The following is a 24,772-nucleotide window of genomic DNA, read 5'->3' as shown; positions in this document are numbered from 1 at the left end:
TGATGGTGCGAAATGGGCTCGACGATTGATCATTGGGTGACTTGTCCTCCTGCTGAATAGGGCAGTGCAAGCCGTCAAGGCGAGTTCACTGAGCCGGCGGCACTGCCTGGATGAACGCCTCCACGTCGCCCACCACCGGCGCGACCCAGCGCAGCGGCCACGCGAATGCGCCGACGAGCGTGGTGTGGCTGGCGCGGGGATACGACTTCAGCGTGACCGGCACGCCAGCGGCCTGCAGCTTCTGCGCCATCTGCTGGGTGCTGCGCTCCGGGCTCACCAATCGGTCGTTGACCGGGGCCGCCAGGAAGGTGCGCGGCGCGCCGGGGTGTGCGAACTCGATGGGCTGGGCCTTGGGCGGGTAGTTCGGGTGGAAAAACACCGGCTGCGCTTGCGGGTTGTCGGTGGGAAAGAAGTCGTACGGCCCCGCCAGACCGATCCAGCCGGCAAGCTCGTTCGGCGTGTGGCCCGTGGGCTGCAGCCAGCGCGGGTCCAGCGCCAGCATCGCCGCGTTGTAGCCGCCGGCACTGTGGCCCATGGCGAACACCCGTTTCGGGTCGCCACCCCACTGCGCCGCATGGTCCAGGCCATAGGCCACGGCCAGTGCGCTGTCCTGCAGGAATTCGGGGTAGCGCACCTCGGGGTAGAGGCGGTAGTCGGCCACCATCGTCAGCACGCCCCGTGCCGCGAGCGCTTCGCCCAGGAACAGGTAGTCGCCGCGCTCGCCGCTGTTCCAGGAGCCGCCATAGAAGAACACCGCGACCGGCCAGCCGGCCGCTGGCGCCGTCGTTTTCGGCCGGTAGATGTCCAGTTGCTGGCGCGGCAGCGTGCCGTAGGCCACGCCGGCCTGGACGGTATGGCTGTCCTTGGCCGTGAGCGCATTGAGCGTGCCGACCGCGGAGCAACCGGTCAGCCACGCGGCCAAGGCCAGGATGCCGGTGACTTGCCATGCCGCGCGGGCCCATGAACGGTGAGGGTGTTTCAATCGCGCCTCCAAGTGGGTGGTCCGGCGATCGGGCCGGGACACAGGCGACAGGCCGGTGCCGGGCGGATTATGGTTGGCGCGTCAGCGCCTTGGCCGTCAGAGATGACGCCGCCATGGCGCGGGTGTCACTGCCGAAATCGCTATGCTTCCGAACCGGCCTTGCCCGCGGATGTCAGGCGGCGGCCGGGAGCGCTGGTACCCGCTGCGCACGGTAGCTGGCCGTGCCGGACGCCCAGGCCACCAGACGGTCGATGTTGGGGTGCTTGCCGGGGTGGGCGTGTGCATCGGCCGTGTGCTCTGCGTACCACTCCAGGCCCAGGCTGGCCGCTGCGGGCGTGATGGTGCCGCCGTACAAGGTGGACAACGCGTTGTAGACCGCCAGGGAGCCTGCTTGTCCGGGCTTGTTTTCCAGCGTGGCGATGACCTGTCCGTCCGGGCCCAGCAGGTGCAGGGCGGAGAGGTCGGCAACGGATGGGAGTTGTTGAAGGCGCGAGGAAAAGTTCATTCTCGAAATCGGGAGTGCGATGCGTCCCTGGCGCTGAATGGCCAGGGACTTCCATCGTTGGATAACGGGACCGGCCCGCGACGGCGATGGCCGCCGTTGTCCGGGCTGGCTGTTGCGTTGGCTTACTTGCCCCAGGAGTCCTTCAGGCCCACGGCCAGATTGAACACCGGCTTGCCCGCCGCATGGTCCTTGCTGTCCGCCACGAAGTACCCGTGCCGCTCGAACTGGAACTGGTCGCCCGGTCGGGCGTTGGCCAGCGAGGGCTCCACGATGGCCGTCACGACCTTCAGGCTGTCCGGGTTCAGCAGCGTGAGGAAGTCTTTCCCGCCGGCATCGGGCTGCGCATCGGTGAAGAGCCGGTCGTACATGCGCACCTCCGCCTTCACGCCATCGGCCGCGCCCACCCAGGTGATGGCGGCCTTCACCTTCACGGTGTCGGCGCCGGGGGTGCCGCTCTTGGTGTCGGGCACCACGGTGGCCAGCACTTCGGTGATCCGGCCATCGGCGTCCTTGTTGCACCCCGTGCATTCGATCACGTAGCCGCCCTTGAGGCGCACCTTGTTGCCGGGGAACAGGCGCTTGTAGCCCTTGGGGGGCACTTCCTCGAAGTCTTCGCGCTCGATCCACACTTCCTTGCCGATCGTGAAATGGCGCAGGGGCGATTCGGTGCCTTCGGGTGGATGGGGCAGGGCGGGCAGGCTGCAGGGCTCCAGGTGGCCGGCGCCCATCACCTCGTCCCAGTTGGTCAGCACCAGCTTGACGGGGTTGAGTACCGCCATGCCGCGGTGGGCCTTGGCTTCCAGGTCTTCGCGCAGGCAGCCTTCCAGCGTGCTGTAGTCGATCCAGCTGTAGTCCTTGGTCACGCCGATGCGTTCGCAGAACAGGCGGATCGATTCGGGCGTGTAGCCGCGGCGGCGCAGGCCGACGATGGTGGGCATGCGGGGATCGTCCCAGCCGGTCACGATGCCGTTGTCCACCAGGTGCTTGAGCTTGCGCTTGCTGGTGACCACGTAGGTGAGGTTCAGGCGTGCGAACTCGTACTGGCGCGGCTGCGGCGCGGCGATGAGGCCGCCTTCCACCAGGCGGTCCATGAGCCAGTCGTAGAAGGGGCGCTGGTCTTCGAATTCCAGCGTGCAGATGCTGTGGGTGATGTGCTCCAGCGCGTCCTCGATGGGGTGCGCGAAGGTGTACATCGGGTAGATGCACCACTGGTTGCCGGTGTTGTGGTGCTCGGCGTGCTTGATGCGGTAGATGGCCGGGTCGCGCAGGTTGATGTTGGGCGAGGCCATGTCGATCTTCGCGCGCAGCACGGCGGCGCCGTCGGGCAGCTTGCCCTCGCGCATTTCGCGAAATCGCGCGAGGTTTTCGGCCACGGTGCGGCTGCGAAAGGGGCTGTCCACGCCGGGCTTACCGAAGTCGCCGCGGTTGGCGCGCATCTCGTCGGGGGTCTGCTCGTCCACGTAGGCTTTGCCGTTTTCGATCAGGTACTCAGCCGCGCGGTACATGAAGTCGAAATAGTTGCTGGCGTAATACAGGTGGTCGGCGCCATCGCCGCTGGCCTTCCAGTCGAAGCCGAGCCAATGCACGGCATCGATGATGGCGTCCACGTACTCCTGGTCTTCCTTCTCCGGGTTGGTGTCGTCGAAGCGCAGGTGGCACACGCCGCCGTAGTCGGCGGCCAGTCCGAAATTCAGGCAGATGCTCTTGGCATGGCCGACGTGCAGGTAGCCGTTGGGTTCGGGGGGGAAACGCGTGCGGATCTTCGCCGGGTCGGGCTGCCCGCCGGCATGGTGGGCCGCATCGCCGGGCGTGCCGCCCCAGCGCGCCTGGGCATGCGTGCCCTTGGCGAGATCGCTCTCGATGATCTGGCGAAGAAAATTGCTGGGCTTGGCCGCGGCGTTGGAGGAGGGGTCGAGGGGGGCTGGGGAACTCATGGCGGCATTCTAGGCGGCGGTGCCCAGGGCGTTACCGGGTGAAACACAGCGCGCTACGTCCAGAAACAACATTGCAGGCGGTTTGTGCCATCCTTTCGGACATGTGATGCGTTGAGCATCCACGGGCGTTCCGCGATGGCGGGGCTCCCATCCAAAGGAGATTTCCATGACGAACAGCCGCTCTCTCTCAGCCATGGCCGCCACCGCCGGCGTGGCGCTCGCCCTCCTGGCGGGCACCGGTGCCGCCCAGGCACGCGATATTTCCTGGTCTGTGGGCATCGGGGCGCCCGGCGTGGCGGTCGGTGTCGGGGGTGGCGGCTACCCCGTCGTGGTGGCCCCGCCAGCCTATTACCCGCCGCCCCGTCCCGTTTATTACGGCCCGCCCCCGGTGGTCTACGCACCCCCCCCTGTCTACTACCCGCCGCCACGGCCGGTGTACTACGCGCCCCCGCCTCCGGTGGTGGTCGCCCCCTACGGGTACTACGGCGGCGGCCGCCACTGGCACGGACGGGACCGGGGCTACTACGGTCGCTGAAACCCATCGCTGTCCCCTGGCTGCTCATGCAGTCCCAACGGCCCCTCGGGGCCGTTTTCTTTGGGAGCGCCACGCATAATTCGCCCTGTTCGCGTTCGCCGACTGGCGGCGACGCCTTGCATGGAGTGCTGGCCCTGTGAAAACCGTCTTTGTCCTCAACGGACCCAATCTGAACCTGCTCGGCACGCGCGAGCCCTCGGTGTACGGCGTGCACACGCTGGCCGATGTGGAGCGGCTGTGCGCCCAGGCGTGCGAGCGCCACGGGTTTGCGCTGCAGTTCCGCCAGAGCAACCACGAGGGCGACCTGGTGGACTGGATCCATGAGGCCGGCCGCCTCCACGGTGCTGGCGAACTGGCCGGCGTGGTGCTGAATGCCGCGGCCTACACCCACACCAGCGTGGCACTGCTGGATGCCGTCAAGGGCACGGGCGTGCCGCTGGTGGAGTTGCACATCAGCAACGTGCATGCCCGCGAAGCCTTCCGCCACCATTCCTATCTGTCCGGCGTGGCGCGCGCGGTGATGTGCGGGTTCGGCGTGCAGGGCTATCCGCTGGCCATCGACGGCCTGGCAGGATGGTGACGGTGCCCACCGCCCCAGTGGCCCACCCCGGATCTGCCGGGGCCGCGGCGCCCGATGGCACCCCGCCCGAAGTGCGGCGCCTGCAGGCGCTGGCCACGCGGCACACCACGCCTTGCGGCGACGGCGATCTGGTGTGGCACGCCTGGGGCCCGGCCGTGCCCGGGCAGCCGCCGCTGGTGCTGCTGCACGGCGGCAGCGGCAGCTGGACCCACTGGGTGCGCAACATCGAAGACCTGGTCGCGGCGGGCTACCAGGTCTGGGTGCCGGATCTGCCAGGCTTCGGGGAGTCCGCTCTGCCCCCCGCTGGCGCCGATGCCGACGCGCTGGTCGAGCCGCTGTGCGAGGGCATGCGCGCGCTGTGGGGGCCGCAGCCGTGCGATCTGGTGGGGTTCTCGTTCGGCGGCATGGTGGCGGGCCTGCTGCTGGCCGACCACCCCGAGCTGGCCCGGCAATTGGTCATCGTGGGCGCGCCGGCCATGGGCGTGGTGCCGCACCGTCAGTTCGAACTGAAAGCCTGGCGGCACCTGCCCGCGGACCAGCAGCCGCAGGTGCACCGCCACAACCTGGCCGTGCTGATGCTGCAGGATCCGGCGCTCATCGAAGGCCTGGCGCTGGGTCTGCACGTGGCCAACGTGGTGCGCGACCGCATGCCGCGCCGCCGGCTGGCGCACACCGACATCCTGGCGCGCTCGCTGCCCCGGGTGACCTGCCCGGTGCACGCCATCTATGGCCGCAACGATGCCCTCTACAAGCGCTGGATCGTGGAGCTGGAGGCGGCGTTCCGGGCGGTGGTGCCGGACTTCCGCGGCCTGGACTTCATCCCCGAGGCCGGCCACTGGGTGCAGTTCGAACAGCCCCGGCCCTTCATGGCCGCGTTGCTGGCCGCGCTGGCGGACGGGGCACAGCCGGCTGCCGCATCCCTGGCGGCCGGCCGATGACCGCGCCGCCGGCGGCCTTCGTCCCCCAGGTGGACGAGCGCGAGGTGGAGATCACCGCCATGCGGGCGCAGGGCGCTGGCGGGCAGAACGTCAACAAGGTGTCCAGCGCAGTGCACTTGCGCTTCGACATCGCGGCGTCTTCGTTGCCCGACGGCGTGAAGGAGCGCCTGCTCGCGCTGCGCGACAGCCGGATCACGCAGGAGGGCGTGCTGGTCATCAAGGCCCAGCAGTACCGCAGCCAGGAAGCCAACCGCCTCGACGGACTCCAGCGCCTGCAGGCCCTGGTGGCCAGCGTGGCGCAGCCGCCGCGCACCCGCCGGGCCACCAAGCCGACCTATGGCTCCAAGCAGCGCCGCCTGGAATCCAAGAGCGTGCGCTCGGGCATCAAGGCGCTGCGCGGCCCGGTGCGCGACTGAAAAGGCGGGGAGCGCCACGGCGGGCGTACGCTGGCCCGTGGCGGCACAGGCTGCGCCGATCGCCGCGGGGGTTGGAACCGCCGCCATCGACCCCATCTGTCGGCAACCGAGGAATCTTCATGTCCGATCTGGAACGGGCCCGCGCACCCACCGACAGCGGCAGGAATGCCGAACTCCCCGCGCTGTATCTCTCCCATGGCGCCCCGCTGTTCGCGGTGGACGCCGGCGAAACCGGCCCGGCCCTCACCCGCTGGGGCCAGGAGGTCCAGGCGCGCTTTCCGCACCTTCGCGGGGTGGTTGTCATGTCGCCGCACTGGATGCCGCGATCGCCGAAAGTGATGACCGGGCCGCAGCCCGCCACGTGGCACGATTTCGGCGGATTTCCGCCGGCCCTGTATGCCTTGCGCTACCCGGCCGCAGGCGCCCCGGCCCTGGCCGAAACGGTGCTGGCGCGCCTGCGTTCGGCCGGCATCGCGGCCGAAGGCGATGCGGAGCGGCCCTTCGACCATGGCGCCTGGGTGCCGCTGATGCACCTGTTTCCCGACGCCCGGCTGCCTGTGGTGCAGGTGGCGCTGCCTTCCACCGCCGGGCCTGCCGAGGTCTACGCCATGGGCGCCGCGTTGCAGGGCCTGCGCAGCGAAGGCGTGCTGGTGGTGGGCTCCGGCAGCATGACGCACAACCTGGCCGAGTTCTTTGGCGGCGCCAACGAGCCCTTGCCTTATGTGACCGAATTCAGCCGCTGGATCGAAGACGCCGTGCAGCGGCGCGACTGGCCCGCGCTGCTGGACTACCGGCGGCAGGCCCCGCATGCCGAGCGCGCCCACCCCAGCGAAGACCATTTCCTGCCCTTGTTTTTCGCCCTGGGCGCCGCTGGCCCCGAGGCGCAGGCGCACTACCTGAGCCGGGAGGTCCGCTATGGCGCCCTGGCCATGGACGCCTTCGTATTGCAGGCCGCGGCATGAACTCCCCGGGCCCCGTTCCACTCCAACCCCGATTTGCAACCCTTCATCCCTGCCTTGAACGCCTTTTCAGGGCACCCATCGATGCTTGATCTGCCGCTTCCCTTCCTGAACCGCCCCGCCGCGGCCCACACCACCTCTCCCTGGCTGCTCGTTCTCATGCACGGCGTGGGCAGCAACGAGGGCGACCTGTTCGGCCTGGCCCCCTACGTTCCCCCGCATTTCCATGTCGTGAGCCTGCGCGCGCCGCATGCCATGGGGCCCGGCTCCCATGCGTGGTTCGAATTTTCCGTGCTGCCCGATGGCAGCCGTTCCATCCATGAGCCGCAGGAGGCGGCCAGCCGCTCGCTGGTGGCGCTCACGGTGGAGGCCGCCGCGCTGCAACTGGGCGTGCCCCCCGAGCGGGTGGTGGTGGGCGGTTTCAGCCAGGGCGGCATCATGGCCTTGTCCCTGCTGTTCACCCGGCCGGAGCTGCTGCACGCCGCCATGGTGTGGCACAGCCGGCTGCTGCCCCAGGCGATGCCGTTCGCCGCCGCGGCCGAGAGCCTGCGCGGCAAGCCGCTCTGGGTGAGCCATGGCGTGCAGGACAACGTGATTCCCCTGGCCCAGGCCCACGCCATCCGCGACCATGCCCGGGGGCTGTCGCTGGACCTGACCTACCGCGAATACCCCGGAGCGCACGAGATCCGGCAGGCCGAACTGACCGATGCCATGGGATGGCTGGGCGGACTGCAGCACCCGCAGCCGCAGGCCGCGCGCTGAGCGGCTGACCGATGGGCCCCGCGGGTCCACCGTTCCTTGCGTGGACCCCGGCCGGCTTGCATCGGCCACCGAGCGGTGCACGACACCCCCCATGCCAGCGGTGACCGGACCCGTCACACGGCGTTACGGCCCGGTGGAGTCCATCGCTTCCAATCGATGGGCGGCCGCGGGGCATCTTGTCTTTCTACCGCGGCTTTCCCGAAACCCAAGAAAAGGAGGCATTCATGCCTGAACGTGACACGGTGGAGTTGCGGCCCGCGCAGCAGGCTTCGCGCGCCTGGATTCCGTGGGTGCTGGTCGCTGGCGCGCTGGGCGCCGGCGCGGCCTGGTGGTTCTGGGGGCGCCCGGCGTCCGAGCCGGTGGCATTGCCGCCCGTGGCCAGCCAGTCCGCGTCCCAGGCCGCCGCGCCGCCCGCATCCGCGGCCTCCGGACCCCAGAACCCCATGGACACGGTGCAGCCGCCCGACACCAAACTCCCCACCCTGGCCGAATCGGACCGCCCCCTGACCGAGGCGGTCACGGGATGGGTGGGGGCGGACTCGGTCGCGGCGCTGCTGCGCATGGACGGCTTCGTGCAGCGCGCGGTCGCCACGGTGGACAACCTGTCGCGCCAGAGCGCGCCGTCCCGCCTGTGGCCCGTGCAGCCCATGCCGCAGCGGTTCCTGGTGGATGGCGAGGGCAGCGAGACGGAGACGATCGCCGCCAGCAACGCGGGCCGCTACCGCGCCTTCGTCATGCTGGCCGAAGCCATTCCGCAGGACCAGGCCGTTGCGCTGTACGCCCGGCTGTACCCGCTGTTCCAGCAGGCGTACGAAGAGCTGGGCTTTCCGCGCCGCTACTTCAACGACCGGCTGGTGGCCACGCTGGACAACCTGCTGCAGGCGCCCGAGCCCACCGGCCCGGTGCAGGTGCAGCTCACCAAGGTGACCGGCGAGGTGCCTTCCACGCGCCCCTGGGTGCGCTACGAGTTCGCCGACCCGAAGCTGCAGGCCCTGTCCAGCGGCCAGAAGATCCTCGTGCGCATGGGCGTGGAGAACGAGCGGCGGATGAAAACCGTGCTGGCCGAGCTGCGCCGCCGGGTCGCGACGGGCGAGATGGCGCGCAAGCCCTAAGCGCCACGGGCGCGCCGGCCCTGCTGCGGCCGGCGCGCGCCGCGCCTCGCCGTCCGGTGAACGCGGCCCCTTCACGCGGTTTCACTTCTGCGGTTTGATTTCTGATCTTTCACTTCAGGGAGCTTCCCACCATGTTCGTTGCCATGAACCGTTTCCGCATCGCCCCCGGCCGTGAGGAGGAGTTCGTCGAGATCTGGCGCCAGCGCGACAGCCATCTGGCGCAGGTGCCGGGCTTCCAGTCCTTCCGCCTGCTGCGGGGAGACATGACGCCCGAGCACACGCTGTTCGCATCGCACACCGTCTGGGCGTCGCGCGCGGATTTCGAGGCGTGGACCCGCTCCGACGCCTTCCGGGCCGCGCACGCGGGCGCGGGGCAAAAGCGCGATCTGTACCTGGGACCGCCGCAGCTGGAACTGTTCGAATCCGCGCTGTGAGCGCCTGCGCCGGCCAGGCAGGCGATTGCTATACAAATAATAGCAATGAGGGCAATGAAATCTAGGGCGTGAAGGGGTTTTGACTCACAATCCCCGGCGGTAGAAGGCGTCCAGCGTGGGCATCAGGTCCGGGAACTCGGCGGCAAACGTCGCCCGGTCCACGAAGTACGCCTCGCACGCCACGGCGAAGAATTCGGCCGGGGCCGTCGCGCCGTAGGCATCCAGCCAGGGCCATTCGCCGCCAAAGCGCTCGGCGATGATCACGCGCTCCCGGAAGGCGTCATAGGCCGGCTGCCACGCCGCGCGCCAGGCCTGCCGCGCCGCCTGCGGGCCGGTGGTGCCCAGAAAGCCCGGTGGCAGGGGCGGGTAGCCGTCCGCGTTGCCGTTGCGCATGTCCAGCTTGTGCACGAACTCGTGGATGACCACGCTCATGCCCCGGTCCTGGCCGCTGCCCGCGCTGTCCACGGCCGGCCAGCTCAGCATGACCGGGCCCCGGTGCATGGCCTCGCCCAGCAGCACCTCGGTGTAGTCGTGCACCACGCCGGCCTCGTCGGTGGACTGCCGGCGCGCCACGGCCTCGCCGGGGTGGACCACGATGCCCACGAAATCGTCGTACCAGTCGAGTGCCTGGGCGGGCGTGCCCCAGTGCAGCACGGGCAGGCACGCCTGGGCCGCGATGGCGACCGCCATGGCATCGGTGACCTGCAGGCCGTGCGCGCCGGTGAATTCCTTGCGCTGCAGAAAGAGGGCGCTGAGTGCCCTCAGCTTGGCCTGGTCCTGCAGCGGCAGGGCGGACAGGAACGGATAGCGCTGCAGGGTCTGCAGCCAGAGCGGTGCGGAGATCTCCGGCACGGGGGCGACGGTCGCGCGCACACGGTGCCAGAGTTTGTTCCAGAGAGCAGGCATGAAAGAGGGGGAGGGCCTGCTCGCGCACTCCCTGGCGGAAAAAGAGATGCCGCCTACATGGGGACGGCGGCGAGCCGTTCCAAGCCCCGGCCGGGCGACAGGCGCAGCACCTCGGCGCGCGGCGGGCGGGCGGCCGCGTCCCAGTCGCTCAGCACCACGCGCTGCAGGCCCGGCCCCACGGCGTGGACGGCGGGGCGGTGCGTGTGGCCGTGGATCAGCGTGCGGGCGCCTGCGGCCTGCAGCCACTGCCGCGTGGCCGGGCCGTCCAGATCGGCGTAGGCGGCCTCGCCGGATTGCTTGCGCGCCTCGCTCTGCTCGCGGATGCCGCGGGCCTGCGCGCGCCGCACGGCCAGCGGCTGGGACAGGAACCGCTGCTGCCACTCCGTGCTGCGGGCCTGGGCGCGAAAGCGCTGGTAGTCCACATCGTCCAGGCAAAGCAGGTCGCCGTGGCTGAGCACGGTGCGTTCGCCGCCGAACTGCAGCACCGTCGGGTCGTGCAGCCCCGTCAGGCCGCAGTGGGCCAGAAAGCGCGGCCCGACCAGGAAGTCGCGGTTGCCGTGCATGAAGAACACTGGCCGCTGGCGGGCCGCCTCGCGCAGCAGGGCGCCGCATTCGGCCTCGAAGGCCCCATCGGCATCGTCGATGCAGTCGTCGCCCACCCACACTTCGAACAGGTCGCCCAGGATGAACACTGCGCTCGCGTCGGTGGTCCGCAGATAGCGTCGCCAGGCCTCGAACGTGGCGGGCTCGCTGGCCTGCAGGTGCAGGTCGGAAATGAATTCGACCGTGCGCCAGTCTGAAGGAGCGGCAAGCTCCTCGAACCGGGGCACGGTCGTGGTCACGGGGCGGGCGGGGATGGGTGCGCCGCGGTCGCCGCGATTACAGGGCGACGGCCTTCTCGATGATCACGTCGTCCTTGGGCACGTCGTCATGGAAGCCCTTGCGGCCGGTCTTCACGCCCTTGATGGCATCGACCACTTCGGTGCCCTTGACCACCTTGCCGAACACGGCATAGCCCCAGCCCTGGGCGGACGGCGCGGTGTGGTTCAGGAAGCCGTTGTCGGCCACGTTGATGAAGAACTGGGCGGTGGCCGAGTGCGGATCGCTCGTGCGGGCCATGGCCACGGTGTAGTTGGCGTTCTTCAGGCCGTTGTTGGCCTCGTTCTCGATCGGGGCTTCGGTGCCCTTTTGGTTCATGCCGGGCTCGAACCCGCCGCCCTGCACCATGAAGCCGGGGATCACGCGGTGGAAGATCGTGTTGTCGTAGTGGCCCTTCTTCACGTAGGCCAGGAAGTTCTCGGTGGACTTCGGCGCCTTTTCGGCATCGAGTTCGAGGGTGATGACGCCGTGGCCGGCGATGTGCAGTTCGACTTGGGGGTTGCTCATGGGATTCCTTGGAAAGCGTTGGGGGCCGGGAGGGCCGTGGTGTGTACAGGGGCCGGTGGGCTTTACTTGACCACGGTGGCGGAGGTGATGACGACGGGCGTCGTGGGCACGTTCTGGTGCATGCCCTTGTTGCCCGTGGACACGGCCTTGATCTTGTCCACCACGTCGGTGCCCGAAACCACCTTGCCGAACACGGCGTAGCCGTTGCCTTCACCGGTGGCGTTGAGCATGGCGTTGTCCTTCACGTTGATGAAGAACTGCGAGGTGGCCGAGTCCGGATTGCCGGTGCGGGCCATGGCGATGGTGTAGTTGTCGTTCTTGAGGCCGTTGTTGGCCTCCAGCGGAATCGGTGCCTTGGTGGGCTTTTGCTGCATGTCGGGCGTGAAGCCGCCGCCCTGGATCATGAAGCCGTTGATCACGCGGTGAAAGACGGTGCCGTCGTAGTGCTTGTCCTTCACGTAGGACAGGAAGTTGTCCACCGTCTTCGGGGCCTTGGCGGGGTCAAGCTGGACCACGATGTCGCCCAGCGACGTGGCGAGCTTCACCTTGGGGGCCGTCGCGTCCTGCGCCTGGGCGGGTGCTACGGAAACAATAGCTGCCAGCGCCATGCCGGCCAGCGCCAGGGTCGAATTTCTTCTGGAAATCATCCAATCACTCCTTCGAAAAATATCTGCCATTGGTTGCCCTTGCGGGTCCAGTACTGGCGCTTGACGGGGCCGGTGCGGGCCCCTTCGATGACCTCGCCGAACGTTACCACCATGGTGTCGGAGGCATCCGTCCAGCGCAGCAGGGTCTTGTCCTTGAGCTGGATCGGCCGCCCGCGCAGCGCGCGCGTTTCCGCGCCCAGCTGCTTGGAGAACTCCTGCAGCGGCATCTTGCCGTAGCTCTGGAACGTGGGGGCGTAAAACCCCATCAGGCGCTGCAGGTCGCCCTGCGACTTGGCGGTGCGCCAGGCATCCAGCACCGCATCGAACGCCTTGCGGTCGGCCTGCACGCTGTGCGGCGGCACCCATTGCAGCTGCCGTGCGATCACCACCGGTGTGGAGCGTGGCTCCACCGTGCGCAGGATGCGCTCCAGGTCCGGGTTGGCCAGGGCCAGGCACCCGTCGGTGGCCAGCGGCGCGCGCGAGAACTGGTCCGGCGGCGTGCCGTGCAGCCAGATGCCGCTGCCCGTCTTGCCGCGGCTCTGGTCCAGCGGATTGGGGTAGTTGATGGGCAGGGCGCCGGCGCCGTAGAAGTCCTTGAGCGTGGCCGGGTCCAGGCGGCTCGTGATGAAGTACACGCCCAGCGGCGTGCGCTGGTCGCCCTCGATGAGCTTTTCGATGCCGAGCTTGCCCACCGAGGCGTAGTAGTCGGCCACGAGTTCCAGCCCGTTGGGCGTGTTCTCGAACAGGTAGAGCCGCGAGCGCGACGCATCGACCGCGATCGCGTGCCGCGAACGCAGCGACAGCTCGATGAACTGGGCGGGAATGGTGCGCGCCTGGGGGCGCACCCGCAGGGCGTCCGTGCGCTGGCGCGACTCCGCGCGCAGCTCGGCCAGCACGTCGGCAGCTTCCTGCGGCGGCGGGGCATCGCCCTGGCCGGCCGGCACGTCGCCCATCTGCCGCAGCGGCCGCGTGCGGGCCGACAGCAGGTCGCCCAGCGCCAGTTGCGCGAGCTGGAAGTTGGGGTGGTCGCGCACCAGGCTCTCGGCCTTGGCCAGGGCCTCGCGGCCCTTGCCTTCGCCGGTGAGGCGATAGACCTCCATGAGGCGCTTTTCCGCCTGCCCATCGGCGAGCGGGGCGATGCGCACGGGCGCCGTGCGCGCGTTCTTGCCCACGCCGCGCAGCTTGTCGCCCTGGGCGTGCGCCGGCCAGGCTGCCGCGAGCAGCGACAGCACCATGCCCGCCGCCATGCCGCGGCTCCAGGGGGAACGTCCCGCAGGCATGCGAGGCTTCAAGCGGAAATGAATGCGGCGCGGTGCGCCAGCAGAGGGCAAGGGAGCATCCCGAAGGCGATGGTGGAGCGCGTCACCGAAACGATCGCCATCAACCGCCGGTGGCCTCGCGCACGATGGTCCACTGGCCGCCGGTGTTCACCAGGTCCAGGGTCTTGCGGCTGTTCACGCTGTAGCTGCCGGAGCTGTAGCCCTGGCGAAAGCGCGCCTGCGCCTTGTTGCCGTTCACGGAAATGCGCAGGTCGTTCACGCTGACGTTGATCTTGGCGCGGCCGACGATGCGGTCGCGGCGCTCTTTTTCCCAGGCGGCGTGGCTTTGCTTGCCGTTGGGCGTGTAGTTCTTGTCGTAGGCGCCCAGGTAGGCGTTCATGTCCTGGCTCTCCCAGGCCTTGGCCCAGGCGTGCACTGCAGCGGACACTTCCCGTTCCGCCGCGGCGGCGGCGCTGGAGGCGGTGTTGCCCGTCACTGCGGGAGCGGGGGCCGGAGCCGGAGTGGGCGCCGGTGCAGCGGCCACGGCCGGCGCGGCCGGGGTGGGCGCGGGGGCCGGCGCAGGGGTGGCTGGCGCCGGAGACGCTGCCACGGGCGCGGGTGCCGGGGCGGGGCGGGGAGCCGCCGCGGCCACGGGCGCAGCCGCGGGCGCCTTGGCGGTGGAGGCCTTGGCCTCGGTCGAGAACAGGTCGCGGATCAGTGCCAGCTTGGGCTTGACCGAGCTCGCGTGCGTGGCATCGAGCTGCAGCGCCTTGTTGTAGGCCTGGCTGGCCAGCTTGGCGTAGATGTCGCCCAGGTTTTCATGCGCGGTGGCATAGCTGGGGTTGGTGCGGATGGCCATCTCGAGCGCAGTGCGCGCCTTGTCGAGCTGGTTCTGGTTGGCGTACAGCACGGCCAGGTTGTTGTAGGGCTCGGGCAGCTCGGGATAGTCTTCCGTGAGCTTCGTGAAGGTGGCCACCGCTTCGGTCTGCTTGCCCGAATCCGCCTGGGCCACGCCGCGCAGGAAGCGCAATTGCGGGTCGCGGGGGTTGGCGGTGAGCCGCTGGTCGGCCTTGGCCAGGGCATCCGCCGGCTTGCCTGCCTTGAGCAACTGGGTGATCTCGGCATAGTCGTCCGCGTGGGCCAGCGGGGCACCCAACAAGGCCGACAGGGCAATCAGGCGCAGGAGATGGGCAAGGGTGCGTTGTGGATGCTTCATGGGCGGACGGGAATGGTTGGAGGTGTCAAGCCGTAACGGGGGCTTATACTGCGGCGGATTGTAGCTGAGGGGTTTGTCATGCCGGTACGCTGTTGCCGCTCCTGATTTTGCATGTGCGCACCGCCGCGCACGGCCCTTCCGGGAGGCTCCCGCCTCTTTGCGCAGCCCCTGCCAGGGCGCCGGCTGCACCATCCACCCCTTGACTGAATTTCCATGAGTTTGCGTATCTACAACACGCTGTCGCGTGCGCTGGAGCCTTTTTCTCCGCTGGAGCCCGGACATGTGCGCATGTATGTCTGCGGCATGACCATTTATGACCTGTGTCACATCGGCCACGCCCGCATGATGATGGCGTTCGACGTGGTGCAGCGCTGGCTCAAGAGCAGCGGCCTGCGCGTGACCTATGTGCGCAACATCACCGACATCGATGACAAGATCATCCGGCGCGCGGTGGAGCGCGGCATCACCATCCGCGAGCTGACCGACGAGATGATCGCCGCCATGCACCAGGACATCGGCGCTTTGGGCATCGAGCCGCCCTCCATCGAGCCGCGCGCCACCGAATACGTGCCGCAGATGCTCGCGCTGATCGGCGCGCTGGAAGACAAGGGCCTGGCCTACCGTGCCAGCGGCGGCGACGTGAACTATGCGGTGCGCAAGTTCGCGGGCTACGGCAAGCTGTCCGGCAAGTCGCTCGACGAGCTGCGCGCGGGCGAGCGCGTGGCCGTGGCCGACGGCAAGGACGATCCGCTGGACTTCGTGCTGTGGAAGTCCGCCAAGCCCGAGGAGCCGCCCGAAGCCAAGTGGGACAGCCCCTTCGGCGCCGGCCGGCCCGGCTGGCACATCGAGTGCTCGGCCATGAGCTGCGCCACGCTGGGCGAGAGTTTCGACATCCATGGCGGCGGCGCCGACCTGCAGTTTCCGCACCACGAAAACGAGATCGCGCAGAGCGAAGGCGCCACCGGCAAGCCGCTGGCGCGCTTCTGGGTGCACAACGGCTTCGTGCGCGTGGACAACGAGAAGATGAGCAAGTCGCTCGGCAACTTCTTCACCATCCGCGACGTGCTGGCCAGGTACGACGCCGAGACCGTGCGCTTTTTCATCGTGCGCGCCCATTACCGCAGCGCCCTCAACTACAGCGACGCCCACCTGGACGACGCGCGCGCCGCACTCAAGCGCCTCTATACGGCATTGAGCCTGATCGCGCCGGCGCCCACGCCCTCGATCGACTGGACCGATCCCTACGCGGCCCGGTTCAAGGCCGCCATGGACGAAGACTTCGGCACCCCCGAGGCCGTGGCCGTGCTGTTCGATCTGGCCGGCGAGGTCAACCGCACGCAGTCGCCGCAGACCGCCGGACTGCTGAAGGCGCTGGCCAGTTGCCTGGGCCTGCTGCAGGGCGATCCGCAAGCCTTCCTGAAGGCCGGGGCCACGCTGGACGAAGCCGCCATCCAGGCACAGATCGCCGCGCGCGCCGCCGCCAAGGCCGCGAAGGACTTCGCCGAGGCCGACCGCATCCGCAAGGCGCTGCTGGAGCAGGGCATCGTCCTCAAGGACTCCGCTGCCGGCACGACCTGGGAGGCAGCGCAGTGAGCGGTTCCTGGATGAAGCGGCCTTTGGCGCCGGTGAAATTTCTGGTGCAGGCGGGATAAGCGGTGGCTGCGACGAAAAAGACAGCCCATGACGGGCCGCAACTGATCGCGCCCGCGTATTGGGCCGAGGCCTGCAAGCACCTCGTCAAGAAAGACCGCGTGATGAAGCGGCTCATCCCGCAACTGGGCGACGTGGCCCTGCGCCAGCGCGGCGATGCGTTCACCACGCTGGCGCGCAGCATCGTCGGCCAGCAGGTGTCGGTGGCGTCCGCGCAGAAGGTATGGGACCGTTTCGCGGCCCTGCCGCGCACCATGACGCCGGCCAGCGTGCTCAAGCTCAAGGTGGACGACATGCGCGGCGCAGGCCTGTCCGCGCGCAAGGTGGACTATCTGGTCGATCTGGCGCTGCACTTCGATACCGGCAAGCTGCACGTCAAGGACTGGGATGCGATGGACGACGAGGCCATCACGGAGGAGCTGATCGCCATCCGCGGCATCGGCCGCTGGACGGCGGACATGTTCCTCATCTTCCACCTGGCCCGCCCCAACGTCATGCCGCTGGACGATGCCACCCTGATCCAGGGCATCAGCCAGCACTATTTTTCGGGTGATCCCGTGAGCCGCAGCGATGCCCGCGAAGTGGCAGAGGCCTGGAAGCCCTGGTGCAGCGTGGCGAGTTGGTATATTTGGCGGTCGCTCGCCCCGTTGCCGGTGGACTATTGACGCCCTCGCGGGAGGGCGCGGCAACCGATGCTGCGTCCGTGCCCGTGGTGCTGGCCTGAACAGGGCGAGGAGCCCAAGGAGAATTACGTTGGCGAAAAAAACCTTTCTGGATTTCGAGCAGCCGATTGCCGAGCTCGAAGGAAAAATCGAAGAACTGCGCTACGTGCAGACCGAAAGCGCCGTCGATATTTCGGAAGAGATCGACCAGCTCAGCAAGAAGAGCCACCAGCTCACCAAAGACATCTACAGCGATCTGTCGCCCTGGCAGATCACCAAGATCGCCCGCCATCCCGAGCGCCCCTACACGCTCGACTACGTGCGCGACATCTTCACCGACTTCGTCGAGCTGCACGGCGACCGCCACTTCGCCGATGACCTGTCCATCGTGGGGGGGCTGGCCCGCTTCAACGGGCATGCCTGCATGGTGCTGGGCCACCAGAAGGGCCGCGACACCAAGGAGCGCGCCGCGCGCAACTTCGGCATGAGCCGCCCCGAGGGCTACCGCAAGGCCCTGCGCCTCATGAAGACGGCCGAGAAGTTCAAGCTGCCGGTGTTCACCTTCGTGGACACGCCTGGCGCCTATCCCGGAATCGATGCCGAAGAACGCGGCCAGTCCGAGGCCATCGGCCGCAACATCTTCGAGATGGCGCAACTGGAAGTGCCCATCATTACCACCGTGATCGGCGAGGGCGGCTCCGGCGGCGCGCTGGCCATCAGCGTGGCTGACCAGGTGGTGATGCTGCAGTACTCCATCTACTCGGTGATCAGCCCCGAAGGCTGTGCCTCCATCCTCTGGAAGACCAGCGACAAGGCGCAGGACGCGGCCGATGCCATGGGCATCACGGCCCACCGCCTCAAGGCCCTGGGCCTCGTGGACAAGATCGTGAGCGAGCCCGTGGGCGGCGCCCACCGCGACCACAAGCAGATGGCCGCCTTCCTCAAGCGCGCGCTGGGCGATGCCTTCCGCCAACTGGCCGATCTCAAGCCCAAGGAACTGCTGGACCGCCGCTACGAGCGCCTGCAAAGCTACGGCCGATTCACCGACACCAAGGCCGAGACGCGCTGAAGCACAGGGCTCCGGCACCACGCCCCATGCCATGAACCCAGCGGCCCTTCGGGGCCGTTTTGCATGGAAGTCGCTGCCATCACAGCCCTTTGAAACGTCCCTTTGGCATGACGCAATCCTTCGACGCCGCCATGGCGGCCTTCGCACCGGCCCTGCCGCTGGCCGTGGGGCTGAGCGGCGGGGCCGACTCCACCGCGCTGCTGCTGGCCTGCGCAGGGCGGTGGCCCGGCCAGGTGCATGCGTTCCATGTGCACCATGGGCTGCAGGCGGCGGCCGATGGCTTCGAGCGCCACTGCGCCGACCTGTGCCAGCGCCAGGGCGTGCCGCTCCAGGTGGCGCGCGTGGACGCACGCCCCGCGCCGGGCCAAAGCCCGGAAGACACCGCCCGCCGGATGCGGTACGAGGCTTTTGCGGGTCTGGCGCAAGTAACACTAGGGCATGCTGCTATAAAAACAATAGCATTGGCCCAGCACGCCGACGACCAGGTCGAAACCCTGCTGCTGGCGCTGTCGCGGGGCGCTGGCGTGCCGGGTCTGGCGTCCATGCCTGCGCACTGGCAGCGCGATGGCCTCGACTGGCATCGGCCCCTGCTGCGGGTGGCCGGCGCCGATGTTCGCGCCTGGCTGGTGGCGCGGGGCCAGGCGTGGGTGGAAGACCCCACCAATGGCGACGAGCACTACACGCGCAACCGGATCCGCCACCGGCTGCTGCCAGCGCTCGATGCCGCTTTTCCCCAGTTCCGCGACACCTTCGCCCGCAGCGCCGAGCATGCCGCGCAGGCCAGCGAACTGCTGCAGGAACTGGCCGAGGCCGATCTGGCCGCCGTGGGCGTGCCGCCGCGGCTGGCGGCCTTGCAGTCGCTGAGCGGGGCTCGTCAGGCCAACGTGCTGCGCCACTGGTTGCGCAGCGTGCACGGCACCACGCCGGCCGCGGCCCAACTGGCCGAACTGCTGGACCAGATCGCCGCATGCACCACGCGGGGGCATCGCATCCGCATCAAGGTCGGCCGCGGCTTTGCCGTGCGCGAAGCCCAGGTGCTCGGTTGGTACAATTCCTAGGTTTTGGTCCCCATCCCTGCACGAAAAACGGCGGCGCGCCAGAACAATTTTTCTCCTTTCCCTGCGCCGTCTTGCGTTTCGTCATTCCAGATATCCAATGGCACTGATCGTTCATAAATACGGCGGCACGTCGATGGGCTCCACGGAGCGCATCCGCAACGTCGCCAAGCGCGTGGCCAAATGGGCGCGGGCCGGCCACCAGATGGTGGTGGTGCCCAGCGCCATGAGTGGCGAAACCAACCGCCTGCTCGGGCTGGCCAAGGACCTGGCCCCCTCCCGCGCCACGTCCGCCTACCACCGTGAACTCGACATGCTGGCCTCCACCGGAGAGCAGGCGTCTTCCGCGCTGCTGGCGATCGCGCTGCAGTCCGAAGGCATGGAGTCGGTGAGCTACGCCGGCTGGCAGGTGCCGATCCGCACCAACAGCGCCTACACCAAGGCCCGCATCGAATCCATCGACGACCAGCGCGTGCGTGCCGACCTGTCCGCCGGCAAGGTCGTGATCGTGACGGGCTTCCAGGGCATCGACGAGCACGGCCACATCACCACGCTCGGCCGGGGCGGCTCCGATACCTCGGCCGTGGCGGTGGCCGCCGCCATGAAGGCGGCCGAATGCCTGATCTACACCGACGTGGACGGCGTGTACACGACCGATCCGCGCGTGGTGCAGGAGGCGCGCCGCCTGGCCACCGTGAGCTTCGAGGAAATGCTGGAGATGGCCAGCCTGGGCAGCAAGGTGCTCCAGATCCGCTCGGTCGAATTCGCCGGCAAATACAAGGTGCCCCTGCGCGTGCTGTCCAGCTTCACGCCCTGGGACATCGACATCAACGAAGAAGCCCGCTCCGGCACGCTGATCACTTTTGAGGAAGACGAAAAAATGGAACAAGCCGTTGTATCCGGCATCGCATTCAACCGCGACGAGGCCAAGATCTCCGTGCTCGGCGTGCCCGACAAGCCCGGCATTGCCTACCAGATCCTGGGCGCCGTGGCCGATGCGAACATCGATGTCGACGTGATCATCCAGAACCTGAGCAAGGACGGCAAAACGGACTTCAGCTTCACCGTCAACCGCTCCGACTACGCGCGCACGATTGACTTGCTCAAGGAAAAGGTCGTTCCCGCATTGGGCGCGCAGGAAGTGGTGGGCGACGCCAAGATCTGCAAGGTCAGCATCGTCGGCATCGGCATGCGCAGCCACGTGGGCGTGGCCGCCAAGATGTTCCGCGTGCTGAGCGAAGAGGGCATCAACATCCAGATGATCTCGACCTCCGAAATCAAGACCTCCGTCGTGATCGACGAGAAGTACGTGGAGTTGGCAGTGCGCACGTTGCACAAGGCGTTCGAACTGGACCAGTCGCCTGCTTGACGAGGCAAAAACGCCTTCAATCTGAGGCATAATAGCCGGATTGGAAACGTGACCGAGTGGCCGAAGGTGCTCCCCTGCTAAGGGAGTATGGGGTGTAGAGCCTCATCGAGGGTTCGAATCCCTCCGTTTCCGCCAGATGCAAAAGCCTCAAGTGATTGATTCACTTGGGGCTTTTCTCTTTGGTGCGTTGGGCCGTACATCGCCGACCTGAATTGAACCTGGATCGAGTGTGTGGTGTGAGTTGGCTACACCCCAAGCGATAGGTTCCCGGCGGCAAGGTTGGACGCTTTGGCAGCATTCGGAATCCATTTCGCATAGTCGCGCCACATGACCTGGACACTGTGCCCGTGCTGATTCCTCCCTGTATCCATGACCCCTCTATATGATCGTCAGTGACGCATCCGGTTAAGAAAATCGGAGGGTCACCACTCGCGAAAGCGCTCTATCTAAAAGGGAGAAACCAATGGCTACTGACGGTTGCTGGGTGCAGTTCTACGACGGAGAAAAAATGAGCGGCGGAACGAAGCGTTTCGACGGTCCGCTAGAGGTGTCAGATCTGAACGATTACATATTCTCGACGGGCGAAAAGGGGGGCGACGAAACCGATTCCCTTGTACTAGGCTCGAGAGCGTGGATTCAGGTATTCAAAGATGATGATTACGGCGGCAAGACGGCCTATTTCTATCCCAACCAGACGATTGAAGACTTGGACGCGTACGGAATGGGCGGCACTATCGACAGCTTCAAGCTCTACGATTACCAACCGGCGTCCTTTCCTGCACCGACAACGGTGACCTGGGCCGTTGAGGACAACGACGGTGTGGTCTCAGCCTCTACCATCAACAACTTCTTCCGCACGGCTCTCGGCTCGGCGTTGATGCTGGTCCCCGTCGTGGGCGCTGCGCTCAAGACCATGGTGTACGGTCTTTGGCCCGATCCCCGAACCAACAAAGAGCAGGCTTGGGCCAGCTTTCAAAACTACATCAGTCAGGTGGTCGGCACGGTGTATGACCAGCTTATCGATAAAGAGCTCACCATTAAGCTGCAAGGCCTCTACAACGTGATGCGCAACTATGTGGAGTCGACAGAATCGGAGCGTGCAGGAAATTTCACAGCGCTGATTAACACGCTGGATTTCCTGGAGCCGAGTTTTCTTGACGTGGAGGATCCTCAGAAAACCCTCAAGTTCTCTTTGCCCTTCGGCTCGATCATGTTGCTCACCATGCGGGAGGAAATCCTGTTCCATGAGGAAATATTTGGTGACCCGCTTAGCCCTGATGAACGCGCTAAACGAGTACGCCGGTTGCAGGAGAAGATTGATGCATACCAAGCGGCCATCGCCGCAGCACGTGCTGAGCTGCTGGCGCTGCGGGCAACCATGATCAAGCTGCAGGACAATAGCTCGATCACGGTCGATAAGTGGACGCCGTACGACACTTACAGTGGATGGCGAGGTGTGGAGGAATACAGCGGTGGAGCCAAGAGGCGTGCCGAGTACGCGGCCGCTAAGCACACTGAGGTGGTGACAAACGAATTGGCTTGGCAGATCGATCAGAACACCGCTCAGACTCAGCTCTGGAGTTGGGCTAATCCCGACAATGTCACACCTATTCGAGCGCCTGAAGTGGTTTATCTGGATGGGCCATACGGCGATTTTCAGGAAAGTGCGAGGTTCAGCGCGGTAGCGGATGATGGCAAGCGGATCACTCAGGTGCGAGTGCGCGCGGGTGACCTGATCGATTCGTTGGAGGTGTTTATAGACGGCACCTCCACCGGTGTGCAGGGCCGCACTGGTGATACGAATGCCGCCCCGTTCGAGGTCACACTGGCCGCTGGCCAGAGCATCATTAACTCAAAAGGTCGCTCTTCCACTTTGATCAACGCGTTGGGCTTCACGGCTGATAACGGGCAGAGCTTTCTCGCCGGAAGCCCTGGGAATAGTGGGTTCGACTCCCATCCGCCTGAAGGAACGGCCGACGGCCGGCTGGTTGGACTGTCGGGGTACAGCTTGAACGGCACCACTGCGGGGTGCAATTTGAAGGTGCTAACTTACCACTGGTACTGCACTTTGCCATTGCCGGAAAAGCCCGTTCTGCTGAACTGACGCGGTTTTTTCGTTCCGGCGGGAGGGCGACGTCGTCGCCCATTGCGCAACGCTCAGCCCATAAGGCCGTTCGGCTCGCGCGCTCACGGAATGGATTCGAAAGAGTGGTACTACAGCGGCTTTGGGTACAGTTCAGGAGCTGGGTAAATACTGCGCGTCGAGCGCATGCGCAGCCAGAACTGACCTGAGTCAAGTGATTTGCCGCGATTGCGTGTCGTCCGACATCCACTCGGTGTTCGGGACGGCGAGGCGTGGGGGACGGGCTCTTTACAACGGAATGGCAGCGGGCATTTCGCCTGCGAAGCGACCACCTGAAAGGAGCCCACCATGAACGCATCCCATACGCCCCTGGCTGAAACAAGACCTGCCGGCTATGACCTGGCCGAGCAGGCCCGTCCCGGTCACGGCATTCCTTCGCAGGACCCGGCCGTGGCCGCCCAATATGCGCTGTCGCCTGAAGAGGCCGAGCGCGAATCGAAATCTTCGCTGATGGGCGGCGGTGTCATGGCTGGTACGGCCGCAGGCGCGGCCGTTGGTGCAGCGGTGGCAGGGCCTGTCGGCGTGTTCGTGGGCGGCACTGTCGGTGCTGTGGCGGGCGCGTTGGGCGGGGCTGCTGCGGGAAGTCTGGTCGAGCCCGATGCCCCGTCAGCCGATGAGCAACCGACGCATGATGCGGGCAAGACCCCCAATACCGTTTTGCCGCGCTGACTCGGCGCGCATCTGAACCCCATGGGCAACCACCATCAATCGGTGGCCTGTCCACTGGTAATGGGCGGCTCTGCAGGCGCGCAGAGCGTGTTGGCGTCGTTGTGCTCAGTCGCTCCGGGGGGCGGTTTCCTGTTCCAACTCCTCCAGAACCTGGATCGCTCCGCGGATGCGCATCAGGGTATGGCTGAGTTCAGATTGCCGCGCTTCCAATTGCCGGAGTTGCTGTTCGCCCGCAGAAAGCTCGCTCTTGAGCTGTGCAAGCCGTGCTGTCAGTTGTTCGCGCATCGAAATGGAGTGGAGAGTGGTTGAAGCCTTGCATTGTGGAGCTGCTTTCTCCAACCACAAAAAAAGACAGGGTGAGTGCACCCGACGCGCGCGCGCTGAGCACAAACGCCTTCACCGCGAGTGGACACGGCGTTGGCCTGAGACCCCGTCACCTGGCCAGGCGGAACGATGATAGTTCGAGGGGCCCGATACACCCTGTGAGATGCGGTAAGTGAGGCCAGCGCATGTCAACTCCACCAATTGACCGCTGGCTTTCAGAAGTTTTCAGCGACCGAAAATTCATCAGGTGGCAGATGTCAGGTATAGCGAGGCCGCATCCGTTGCCAAGGCATTGAGCATCCCATCCGCGCCAATGCGAAAGTGCGCGCCGGTGGTGTTTGCAATCGCGGCATAGGCGGCAAAACAATGGGCCGGAAGTGTCATCATGCCGATCGCATCGCCCGACAGAATTTCGAACGCAGGCGGCGGCACTGCTGCATCCAGGGTGAATCCGATCATCAGCATGGTGCCGTGCACACCGACTTTTCCCCCGGTGATCTCGATGCAGCCCGCCGCGTTCTGTACCGTGTAGCCGTTGGCCGAGTAAGCGGCTTGGCCGGACAAGGCCACGATGCGGATGCCACGGGCTTTGACCACGTTGTACTCCGCCCAGTCGGTGGAGAGGTTCAAGGGAGTGAACTGTTGCATGAGGCCGCGATGTTTCGCGCTCCTTGCCGGATAGTTGTCCATGGTATGGAGTGGGGTTGCTGCAATGGCTGGAGCCTCTTGGCCCGGCTTCATTCAGTGGAATAAAAAAAGAGGTTCAACGCGCCTGCGTTTTGCTCGGATGGTGGGCCAGCAGTTCACCTTTCATGGCTTGGCGGAATGAACCCATGTTTCGATTGGCTGCCGACTTCGTTCGTCTTCCGAAGAATGGTCAATGGGCATCGCTGTTTCCTTGGGTCTCTCTGGTGAACAAACAAATGCACTTGAAACGCCTTCTGCGCATTCAAGGTTGCGCTTTCACCACGAAACAGTGCGTAGGAGAAACCTGAGTCGAAAGTCAGGCATGCATGGCTTTGTGAAACCATCTGCTTATTTTGTGACAATTCGATAAATCTGGAGCGCTCTGCTCATTCCTGGCGGCAAATCAGCGCAGTTGACAAAAGTCGTGTAGACGGTGCATTGATTTGCGAGGCCATGAAGCCAGGATTAGCATATTTCTCAAATTCCGACAGGTGAAACGATAGACTTGCTTTTTTTATGCATGAGCGCGTTATGATTCATCCCGTCGGCACCTCCAGCCGACACCTCCCTTTC

The 24,772-nt window shown here is 66.4% G+C and carries 27 protein-coding genes and 1 tRNA gene; 17 read left to right on the top strand and 11 right to left on the bottom strand.

What is annotated here, in order from left to right; translation table 11 throughout:
* Nucleotides 1–85: 85 nt before the first annotated feature.
* The 3 genes from AVME950_RS03425 to AVME950_RS03415 form a co-directional block, all read right to left on the bottom strand.
* Nucleotides 86–982 carry an alpha/beta hydrolase gene (locus tag AVME950_RS03425; RefSeq protein ID WP_284428766.1) on the bottom strand — a complete coding sequence of 299 codons (897 nt, stop codon included), beginning with the start codon at nucleotides 980–982 and terminating at the stop codon, nucleotides 86–88.
* 172 nt (nucleotides 983–1,154) lie between these two features.
* Nucleotides 1,155–1,487, bottom strand: a complete 333-nt coding sequence (locus tag AVME950_RS03420) for a DUF2322 family protein (protein WP_284428765.1) — start codon at nucleotides 1,485–1,487, stop codon at nucleotides 1,155–1,157.
* 122 nt (nucleotides 1,488–1,609) lie between these two features.
* Entirely contained in the window at nucleotides 1,610–3,421 is a 1,812-nt protein-coding gene (locus AVME950_RS03415; RefSeq protein ID WP_284428764.1) for a glutamine--tRNA ligase/YqeY domain fusion protein, read from the bottom strand.
* A gap of 166 nt (nucleotides 3,422–3,587) precedes the next feature.
* Here AVME950_RS03415 and AVME950_RS03410 point away from each other — a divergent pair, with 166 nt between their 5' ends.
* The 8 genes from AVME950_RS03410 to hmuQ all read left to right on the top strand — a co-directional run bounded on the left by AVME950_RS03410 (nucleotide 3,588) and on the right by hmuQ (nucleotide 9,157).
* Nucleotides 3,588–3,956, top strand: coding sequence for a hypothetical protein (locus AVME950_RS03410; RefSeq protein WP_284428763.1), 369 nt, complete (start codon nucleotides 3,588–3,590; stop codon nucleotides 3,954–3,956).
* Nucleotides 3,957–4,092: 136 nt separating this feature from the next.
* The gene (aroQ, locus tag AVME950_RS03405; RefSeq protein ID WP_272564006.1) at nucleotides 4,093–4,536 is read left to right on the top strand and encodes a type II 3-dehydroquinate dehydratase; all 444 of its coding nucleotides are present in this window, start codon (nucleotides 4,093–4,095) and stop codon (nucleotides 4,534–4,536) included.
* Nucleotides 4,530–5,474 carry an alpha/beta fold hydrolase gene (locus AVME950_RS03400; RefSeq protein ID WP_502869353.1) on the top strand — a complete coding sequence of 315 codons (945 nt, stop codon included), beginning with the start codon at nucleotides 4,530–4,532 and terminating at the stop codon, nucleotides 5,472–5,474. The genes aroQ and AVME950_RS03400 overlap by 7 nt, the downstream gene beginning before the upstream one ends.
* Nucleotides 5,471–5,890 carry an alternative ribosome rescue aminoacyl-tRNA hydrolase ArfB gene (gene arfB, locus AVME950_RS03395; RefSeq protein WP_272564004.1) on the top strand — a complete coding sequence of 140 codons (420 nt, stop codon included), beginning with the start codon at nucleotides 5,471–5,473 and terminating at the stop codon, nucleotides 5,888–5,890. The genes AVME950_RS03400 and arfB overlap by 4 nt, the downstream gene beginning before the upstream one ends.
* A gap of 119 nt (nucleotides 5,891–6,009) precedes the next feature.
* Nucleotides 6,010–6,852: a DODA-type extradiol aromatic ring-opening family dioxygenase gene (locus AVME950_RS03390; protein WP_284428761.1), complete on the top strand. Its 843-nt coding sequence runs from the start codon at nucleotides 6,010–6,012 to the stop codon at nucleotides 6,850–6,852.
* Between the two features lie 81 nt (nucleotides 6,853–6,933).
* Nucleotides 6,934–7,611 (top strand): alpha/beta hydrolase, encoded by a 678-nt coding sequence (locus AVME950_RS03385; RefSeq protein ID WP_284427850.1) that lies wholly within the window; start codon nucleotides 6,934–6,936, stop codon nucleotides 7,609–7,611.
* 224 nt (nucleotides 7,612–7,835) lie between these two features.
* The gene (locus AVME950_RS03380) at nucleotides 7,836–8,723 is read left to right on the top strand and encodes a DUF3014 domain-containing protein (RefSeq protein ID WP_284428760.1); all 888 of its coding nucleotides are present in this window, start codon (nucleotides 7,836–7,838) and stop codon (nucleotides 8,721–8,723) included.
* A 131-nt stretch (nucleotides 8,724–8,854) separates the two neighbouring features.
* Entirely contained in the window at nucleotides 8,855–9,157 is a 303-nt protein-coding gene (hmuQ, locus tag AVME950_RS03375; RefSeq protein ID WP_284428759.1) for a heme-degrading protein HmuQ, read from the top strand.
* An 84-nt stretch (nucleotides 9,158–9,241) separates the two neighbouring features.
* Here hmuQ and AVME950_RS03370 read toward each other — a convergent pair whose 3' ends face one another.
* From AVME950_RS03370 to AVME950_RS03345, 6 genes are all read right to left on the bottom strand, one after another.
* Nucleotides 9,242–10,063 carry a M90 family metallopeptidase gene (locus tag AVME950_RS03370; RefSeq protein ID WP_284427852.1) on the bottom strand — a complete coding sequence of 274 codons (822 nt, stop codon included), beginning with the start codon at nucleotides 10,061–10,063 and terminating at the stop codon, nucleotides 9,242–9,244.
* Between the two features lie 53 nt (nucleotides 10,064–10,116).
* Nucleotides 10,117–10,905, bottom strand: coding sequence for a UDP-2,3-diacylglucosamine diphosphatase (locus tag AVME950_RS03365; RefSeq protein ID WP_284428758.1), 789 nt, complete (start codon nucleotides 10,903–10,905; stop codon nucleotides 10,117–10,119).
* 37 nt (nucleotides 10,906–10,942) lie between these two features.
* Complete coding sequence (locus AVME950_RS03360) at nucleotides 10,943–11,449, bottom strand: peptidylprolyl isomerase (protein WP_284402562.1); 507 nt, start codon at nucleotides 11,447–11,449, stop codon at nucleotides 10,943–10,945.
* Nucleotides 11,450–11,511: 62 nt separating this feature from the next.
* Nucleotides 11,512–12,096 carry a peptidylprolyl isomerase gene (locus tag AVME950_RS03355; RefSeq protein ID WP_284428757.1) on the bottom strand — a complete coding sequence of 195 codons (585 nt, stop codon included), beginning with the start codon at nucleotides 12,094–12,096 and terminating at the stop codon, nucleotides 11,512–11,514.
* A complete protein-coding gene (locus AVME950_RS03350) occupies nucleotides 12,093–13,376 on the bottom strand; it encodes a L,D-transpeptidase family protein (protein WP_372588174.1) in 1,284 nt (427 codons plus the stop codon). The genes AVME950_RS03355 and AVME950_RS03350 overlap by 4 nt, the downstream gene beginning before the upstream one ends.
* A 100-nt stretch (nucleotides 13,377–13,476) precedes the next feature.
* Nucleotides 13,477–14,571, bottom strand: a complete 1,095-nt coding sequence (locus tag AVME950_RS03345; protein ID WP_284402559.1) for a L,D-transpeptidase Cds6 family protein — start codon at nucleotides 14,569–14,571, stop codon at nucleotides 13,477–13,479.
* 213 nt (nucleotides 14,572–14,784) lie between these two features.
* Here AVME950_RS03345 and cysS point away from each other — a divergent pair, with 213 nt between their 5' ends.
* The 8 genes from cysS (at nucleotide 14,785) to AVME950_RS03305 (ending at nucleotide 23,188) form a co-directional block, all read left to right on the top strand.
* Nucleotides 14,785–16,164 carry a cysteine--tRNA ligase gene (gene cysS / locus AVME950_RS03340; protein ID WP_284428756.1) on the top strand — a complete coding sequence of 460 codons (1,380 nt, stop codon included), beginning with the start codon at nucleotides 14,785–14,787 and terminating at the stop codon, nucleotides 16,162–16,164.
* Between the two features lie 62 nt (nucleotides 16,165–16,226).
* Entirely contained in the window at nucleotides 16,227–16,886 is a 660-nt protein-coding gene (locus AVME950_RS03335) for a DNA-3-methyladenine glycosylase family protein (protein WP_272563992.1), read from the top strand.
* An 88-nt stretch (nucleotides 16,887–16,974) separates the two neighbouring features.
* On the top strand, nucleotides 16,975–17,952 hold the full coding sequence (locus AVME950_RS03330; protein WP_272563991.1) for an acetyl-CoA carboxylase carboxyltransferase subunit alpha: 978 nt from the start codon (nucleotides 16,975–16,977) through the stop codon (nucleotides 17,950–17,952).
* A gap of 107 nt (nucleotides 17,953–18,059) precedes the next feature.
* Nucleotides 18,060–19,010, top strand: coding sequence for a tRNA lysidine(34) synthetase TilS (gene tilS, locus AVME950_RS03325; protein WP_284428755.1), 951 nt, complete (start codon nucleotides 18,060–18,062; stop codon nucleotides 19,008–19,010).
* Nucleotides 19,011–19,107: 97 nt separating this feature from the next.
* Nucleotides 19,108–20,376, top strand: coding sequence for an aspartate kinase (locus AVME950_RS03320; RefSeq protein ID WP_272548049.1), 1,269 nt, complete (start codon nucleotides 19,108–19,110; stop codon nucleotides 20,374–20,376).
* 42 nt (nucleotides 20,377–20,418) lie between these two features.
* Nucleotides 20,419–20,511: transfer RNA gene (locus AVME950_RS03315), tRNA-Ser, on the top strand.
* A gap of 328 nt (nucleotides 20,512–20,839) precedes the next feature.
* Nucleotides 20,840–22,480, top strand: coding sequence for a jacalin family lectin (locus tag AVME950_RS03310; RefSeq protein WP_284428754.1), 1,641 nt, complete (start codon nucleotides 20,840–20,842; stop codon nucleotides 22,478–22,480).
* Between the two features lie 327 nt (nucleotides 22,481–22,807).
* On the top strand, nucleotides 22,808–23,188 hold the full coding sequence (locus AVME950_RS03305) for a hypothetical protein (RefSeq protein WP_284428753.1): 381 nt from the start codon (nucleotides 22,808–22,810) through the stop codon (nucleotides 23,186–23,188).
* A 105-nt stretch (nucleotides 23,189–23,293) separates the two neighbouring features.
* Here AVME950_RS03305 and AVME950_RS03300 read toward each other — a convergent pair whose 3' ends face one another.
* Together AVME950_RS03300 and AVME950_RS03295 are read right to left on the bottom strand one after the other, a co-directional pair.
* Nucleotides 23,294–23,473 carry a hypothetical protein gene (locus AVME950_RS03300; RefSeq protein WP_284428752.1) on the bottom strand — a complete coding sequence of 60 codons (180 nt, stop codon included), beginning with the start codon at nucleotides 23,471–23,473 and terminating at the stop codon, nucleotides 23,294–23,296.
* 282 nt (nucleotides 23,474–23,755) lie between these two features.
* Nucleotides 23,756–24,202 (bottom strand): hypothetical protein, encoded by a 447-nt coding sequence (locus tag AVME950_RS03295; RefSeq protein WP_284428751.1) that lies wholly within the window; start codon nucleotides 24,200–24,202, stop codon nucleotides 23,756–23,758.
* A gap of 14 nt (nucleotides 24,203–24,216) precedes the next feature.
* Here AVME950_RS03295 and AVME950_RS03290 point away from each other — a divergent pair, with 14 nt between their 5' ends.
* On the top strand, nucleotides 24,217–24,507 hold the full coding sequence (locus tag AVME950_RS03290) for a hypothetical protein (protein WP_284428750.1): 291 nt from the start codon (nucleotides 24,217–24,219) through the stop codon (nucleotides 24,505–24,507).
* Nucleotides 24,508–24,772 lie beyond the last annotated feature (265 nt).

Origin of the sequence: Acidovorax sp. SUPP950 (assembly GCF_030158935.1) — a bacterium.
Classification (GTDB): domain Bacteria; phylum Pseudomonadota; class Gammaproteobacteria; order Burkholderiales; family Burkholderiaceae_C; genus Paracidovorax.
Note: the sequence above shows the minus strand (reverse complement) of the source record. Positions and strands in the feature narration are given on the sequence as shown.

Bases quoted from the DNA above. Each gene is read 5' to 3' on its own strand.
- AVME950_RS03300 (WP_284428752.1), bottom strand. From the start codon at position 23,473: ATGCGCGAACAACTGACAGCACGGCTTGCACAGCTCAAGAGCGAGCTT.
- AVME950_RS03420 (WP_284428765.1), bottom strand. From the start codon at position 1,487: ATGAACTTTTCCTCGCGCCTTCAACAACTCCCATCCGTTGCCGACCTC.
- hmuQ (WP_284428759.1), top strand. From the start codon at position 8,855: ATGTTCGTTGCCATGAACCGTTTCCGCATCGCCCCCGGCCGTGAGGAG.
- AVME950_RS03295 (WP_284428751.1), bottom strand. From the start codon at position 24,202: ATGGACAACTATCCGGCAAGGAGCGCGAAACATCGCGGCCTCATGCAA.
- AVME950_RS03350 (WP_372588174.1), bottom strand. From the start codon at position 13,376: ATGCCTGCGGGACGTTCCCCCTGGAGCCGCGGCATGGCGGCGGGCATG.
- AVME950_RS03415 (WP_284428764.1), bottom strand. From the start codon at position 3,421: ATGAGTTCCCCAGCCCCCCTCGACCCCTCCTCCAACGCCGCGGCCAAG.
- AVME950_RS03380 (WP_284428760.1), top strand. From the start codon at position 7,836: ATGCCTGAACGTGACACGGTGGAGTTGCGGCCCGCGCAGCAGGCTTCG.
- AVME950_RS03310 (WP_284428754.1), top strand. From the start codon at position 20,840: ATGGCTACTGACGGTTGCTGGGTGCAGTTCTACGACGGAGAAAAAATG.
- AVME950_RS03410 (WP_284428763.1), top strand. From the start codon at position 3,588: ATGACGAACAGCCGCTCTCTCTCAGCCATGGCCGCCACCGCCGGCGTG.
- AVME950_RS03370 (WP_284427852.1), bottom strand. From the start codon at position 10,063: ATGCCTGCTCTCTGGAACAAACTCTGGCACCGTGTGCGCGCGACCGTC.
- AVME950_RS03385 (WP_284427850.1), top strand. From the start codon at position 6,934: ATGCTTGATCTGCCGCTTCCCTTCCTGAACCGCCCCGCCGCGGCCCAC.
- AVME950_RS03400 (WP_502869353.1), top strand. From the start codon at position 4,530: ATGGTGACGGTGCCCACCGCCCCAGTGGCCCACCCCGGATCTGCCGGG.
- AVME950_RS03305 (WP_284428753.1), top strand. From the start codon at position 22,808: ATGAACGCATCCCATACGCCCCTGGCTGAAACAAGACCTGCCGGCTAT.
- AVME950_RS03345 (WP_284402559.1), bottom strand. From the start codon at position 14,571: ATGAAGCATCCACAACGCACCCTTGCCCATCTCCTGCGCCTGATTGCC.
- arfB (WP_272564004.1), top strand. From the start codon at position 5,471: ATGACCGCGCCGCCGGCGGCCTTCGTCCCCCAGGTGGACGAGCGCGAG.
- cysS (WP_284428756.1), top strand. From the start codon at position 14,785: ATGAGTTTGCGTATCTACAACACGCTGTCGCGTGCGCTGGAGCCTTTT.
- AVME950_RS03390 (WP_284428761.1), top strand. From the start codon at position 6,010: ATGTCCGATCTGGAACGGGCCCGCGCACCCACCGACAGCGGCAGGAAT.
- tilS (WP_284428755.1), top strand. From the start codon at position 18,060: ATGACGCAATCCTTCGACGCCGCCATGGCGGCCTTCGCACCGGCCCTG.
- AVME950_RS03320 (WP_272548049.1), top strand. From the start codon at position 19,108: ATGGCACTGATCGTTCATAAATACGGCGGCACGTCGATGGGCTCCACG.
- AVME950_RS03355 (WP_284428757.1), bottom strand. From the start codon at position 12,096: ATGATTTCCAGAAGAAATTCGACCCTGGCGCTGGCCGGCATGGCGCTG.
- AVME950_RS03360 (WP_284402562.1), bottom strand. From the start codon at position 11,449: ATGAGCAACCCCCAAGTCGAACTGCACATCGCCGGCCACGGCGTCATC.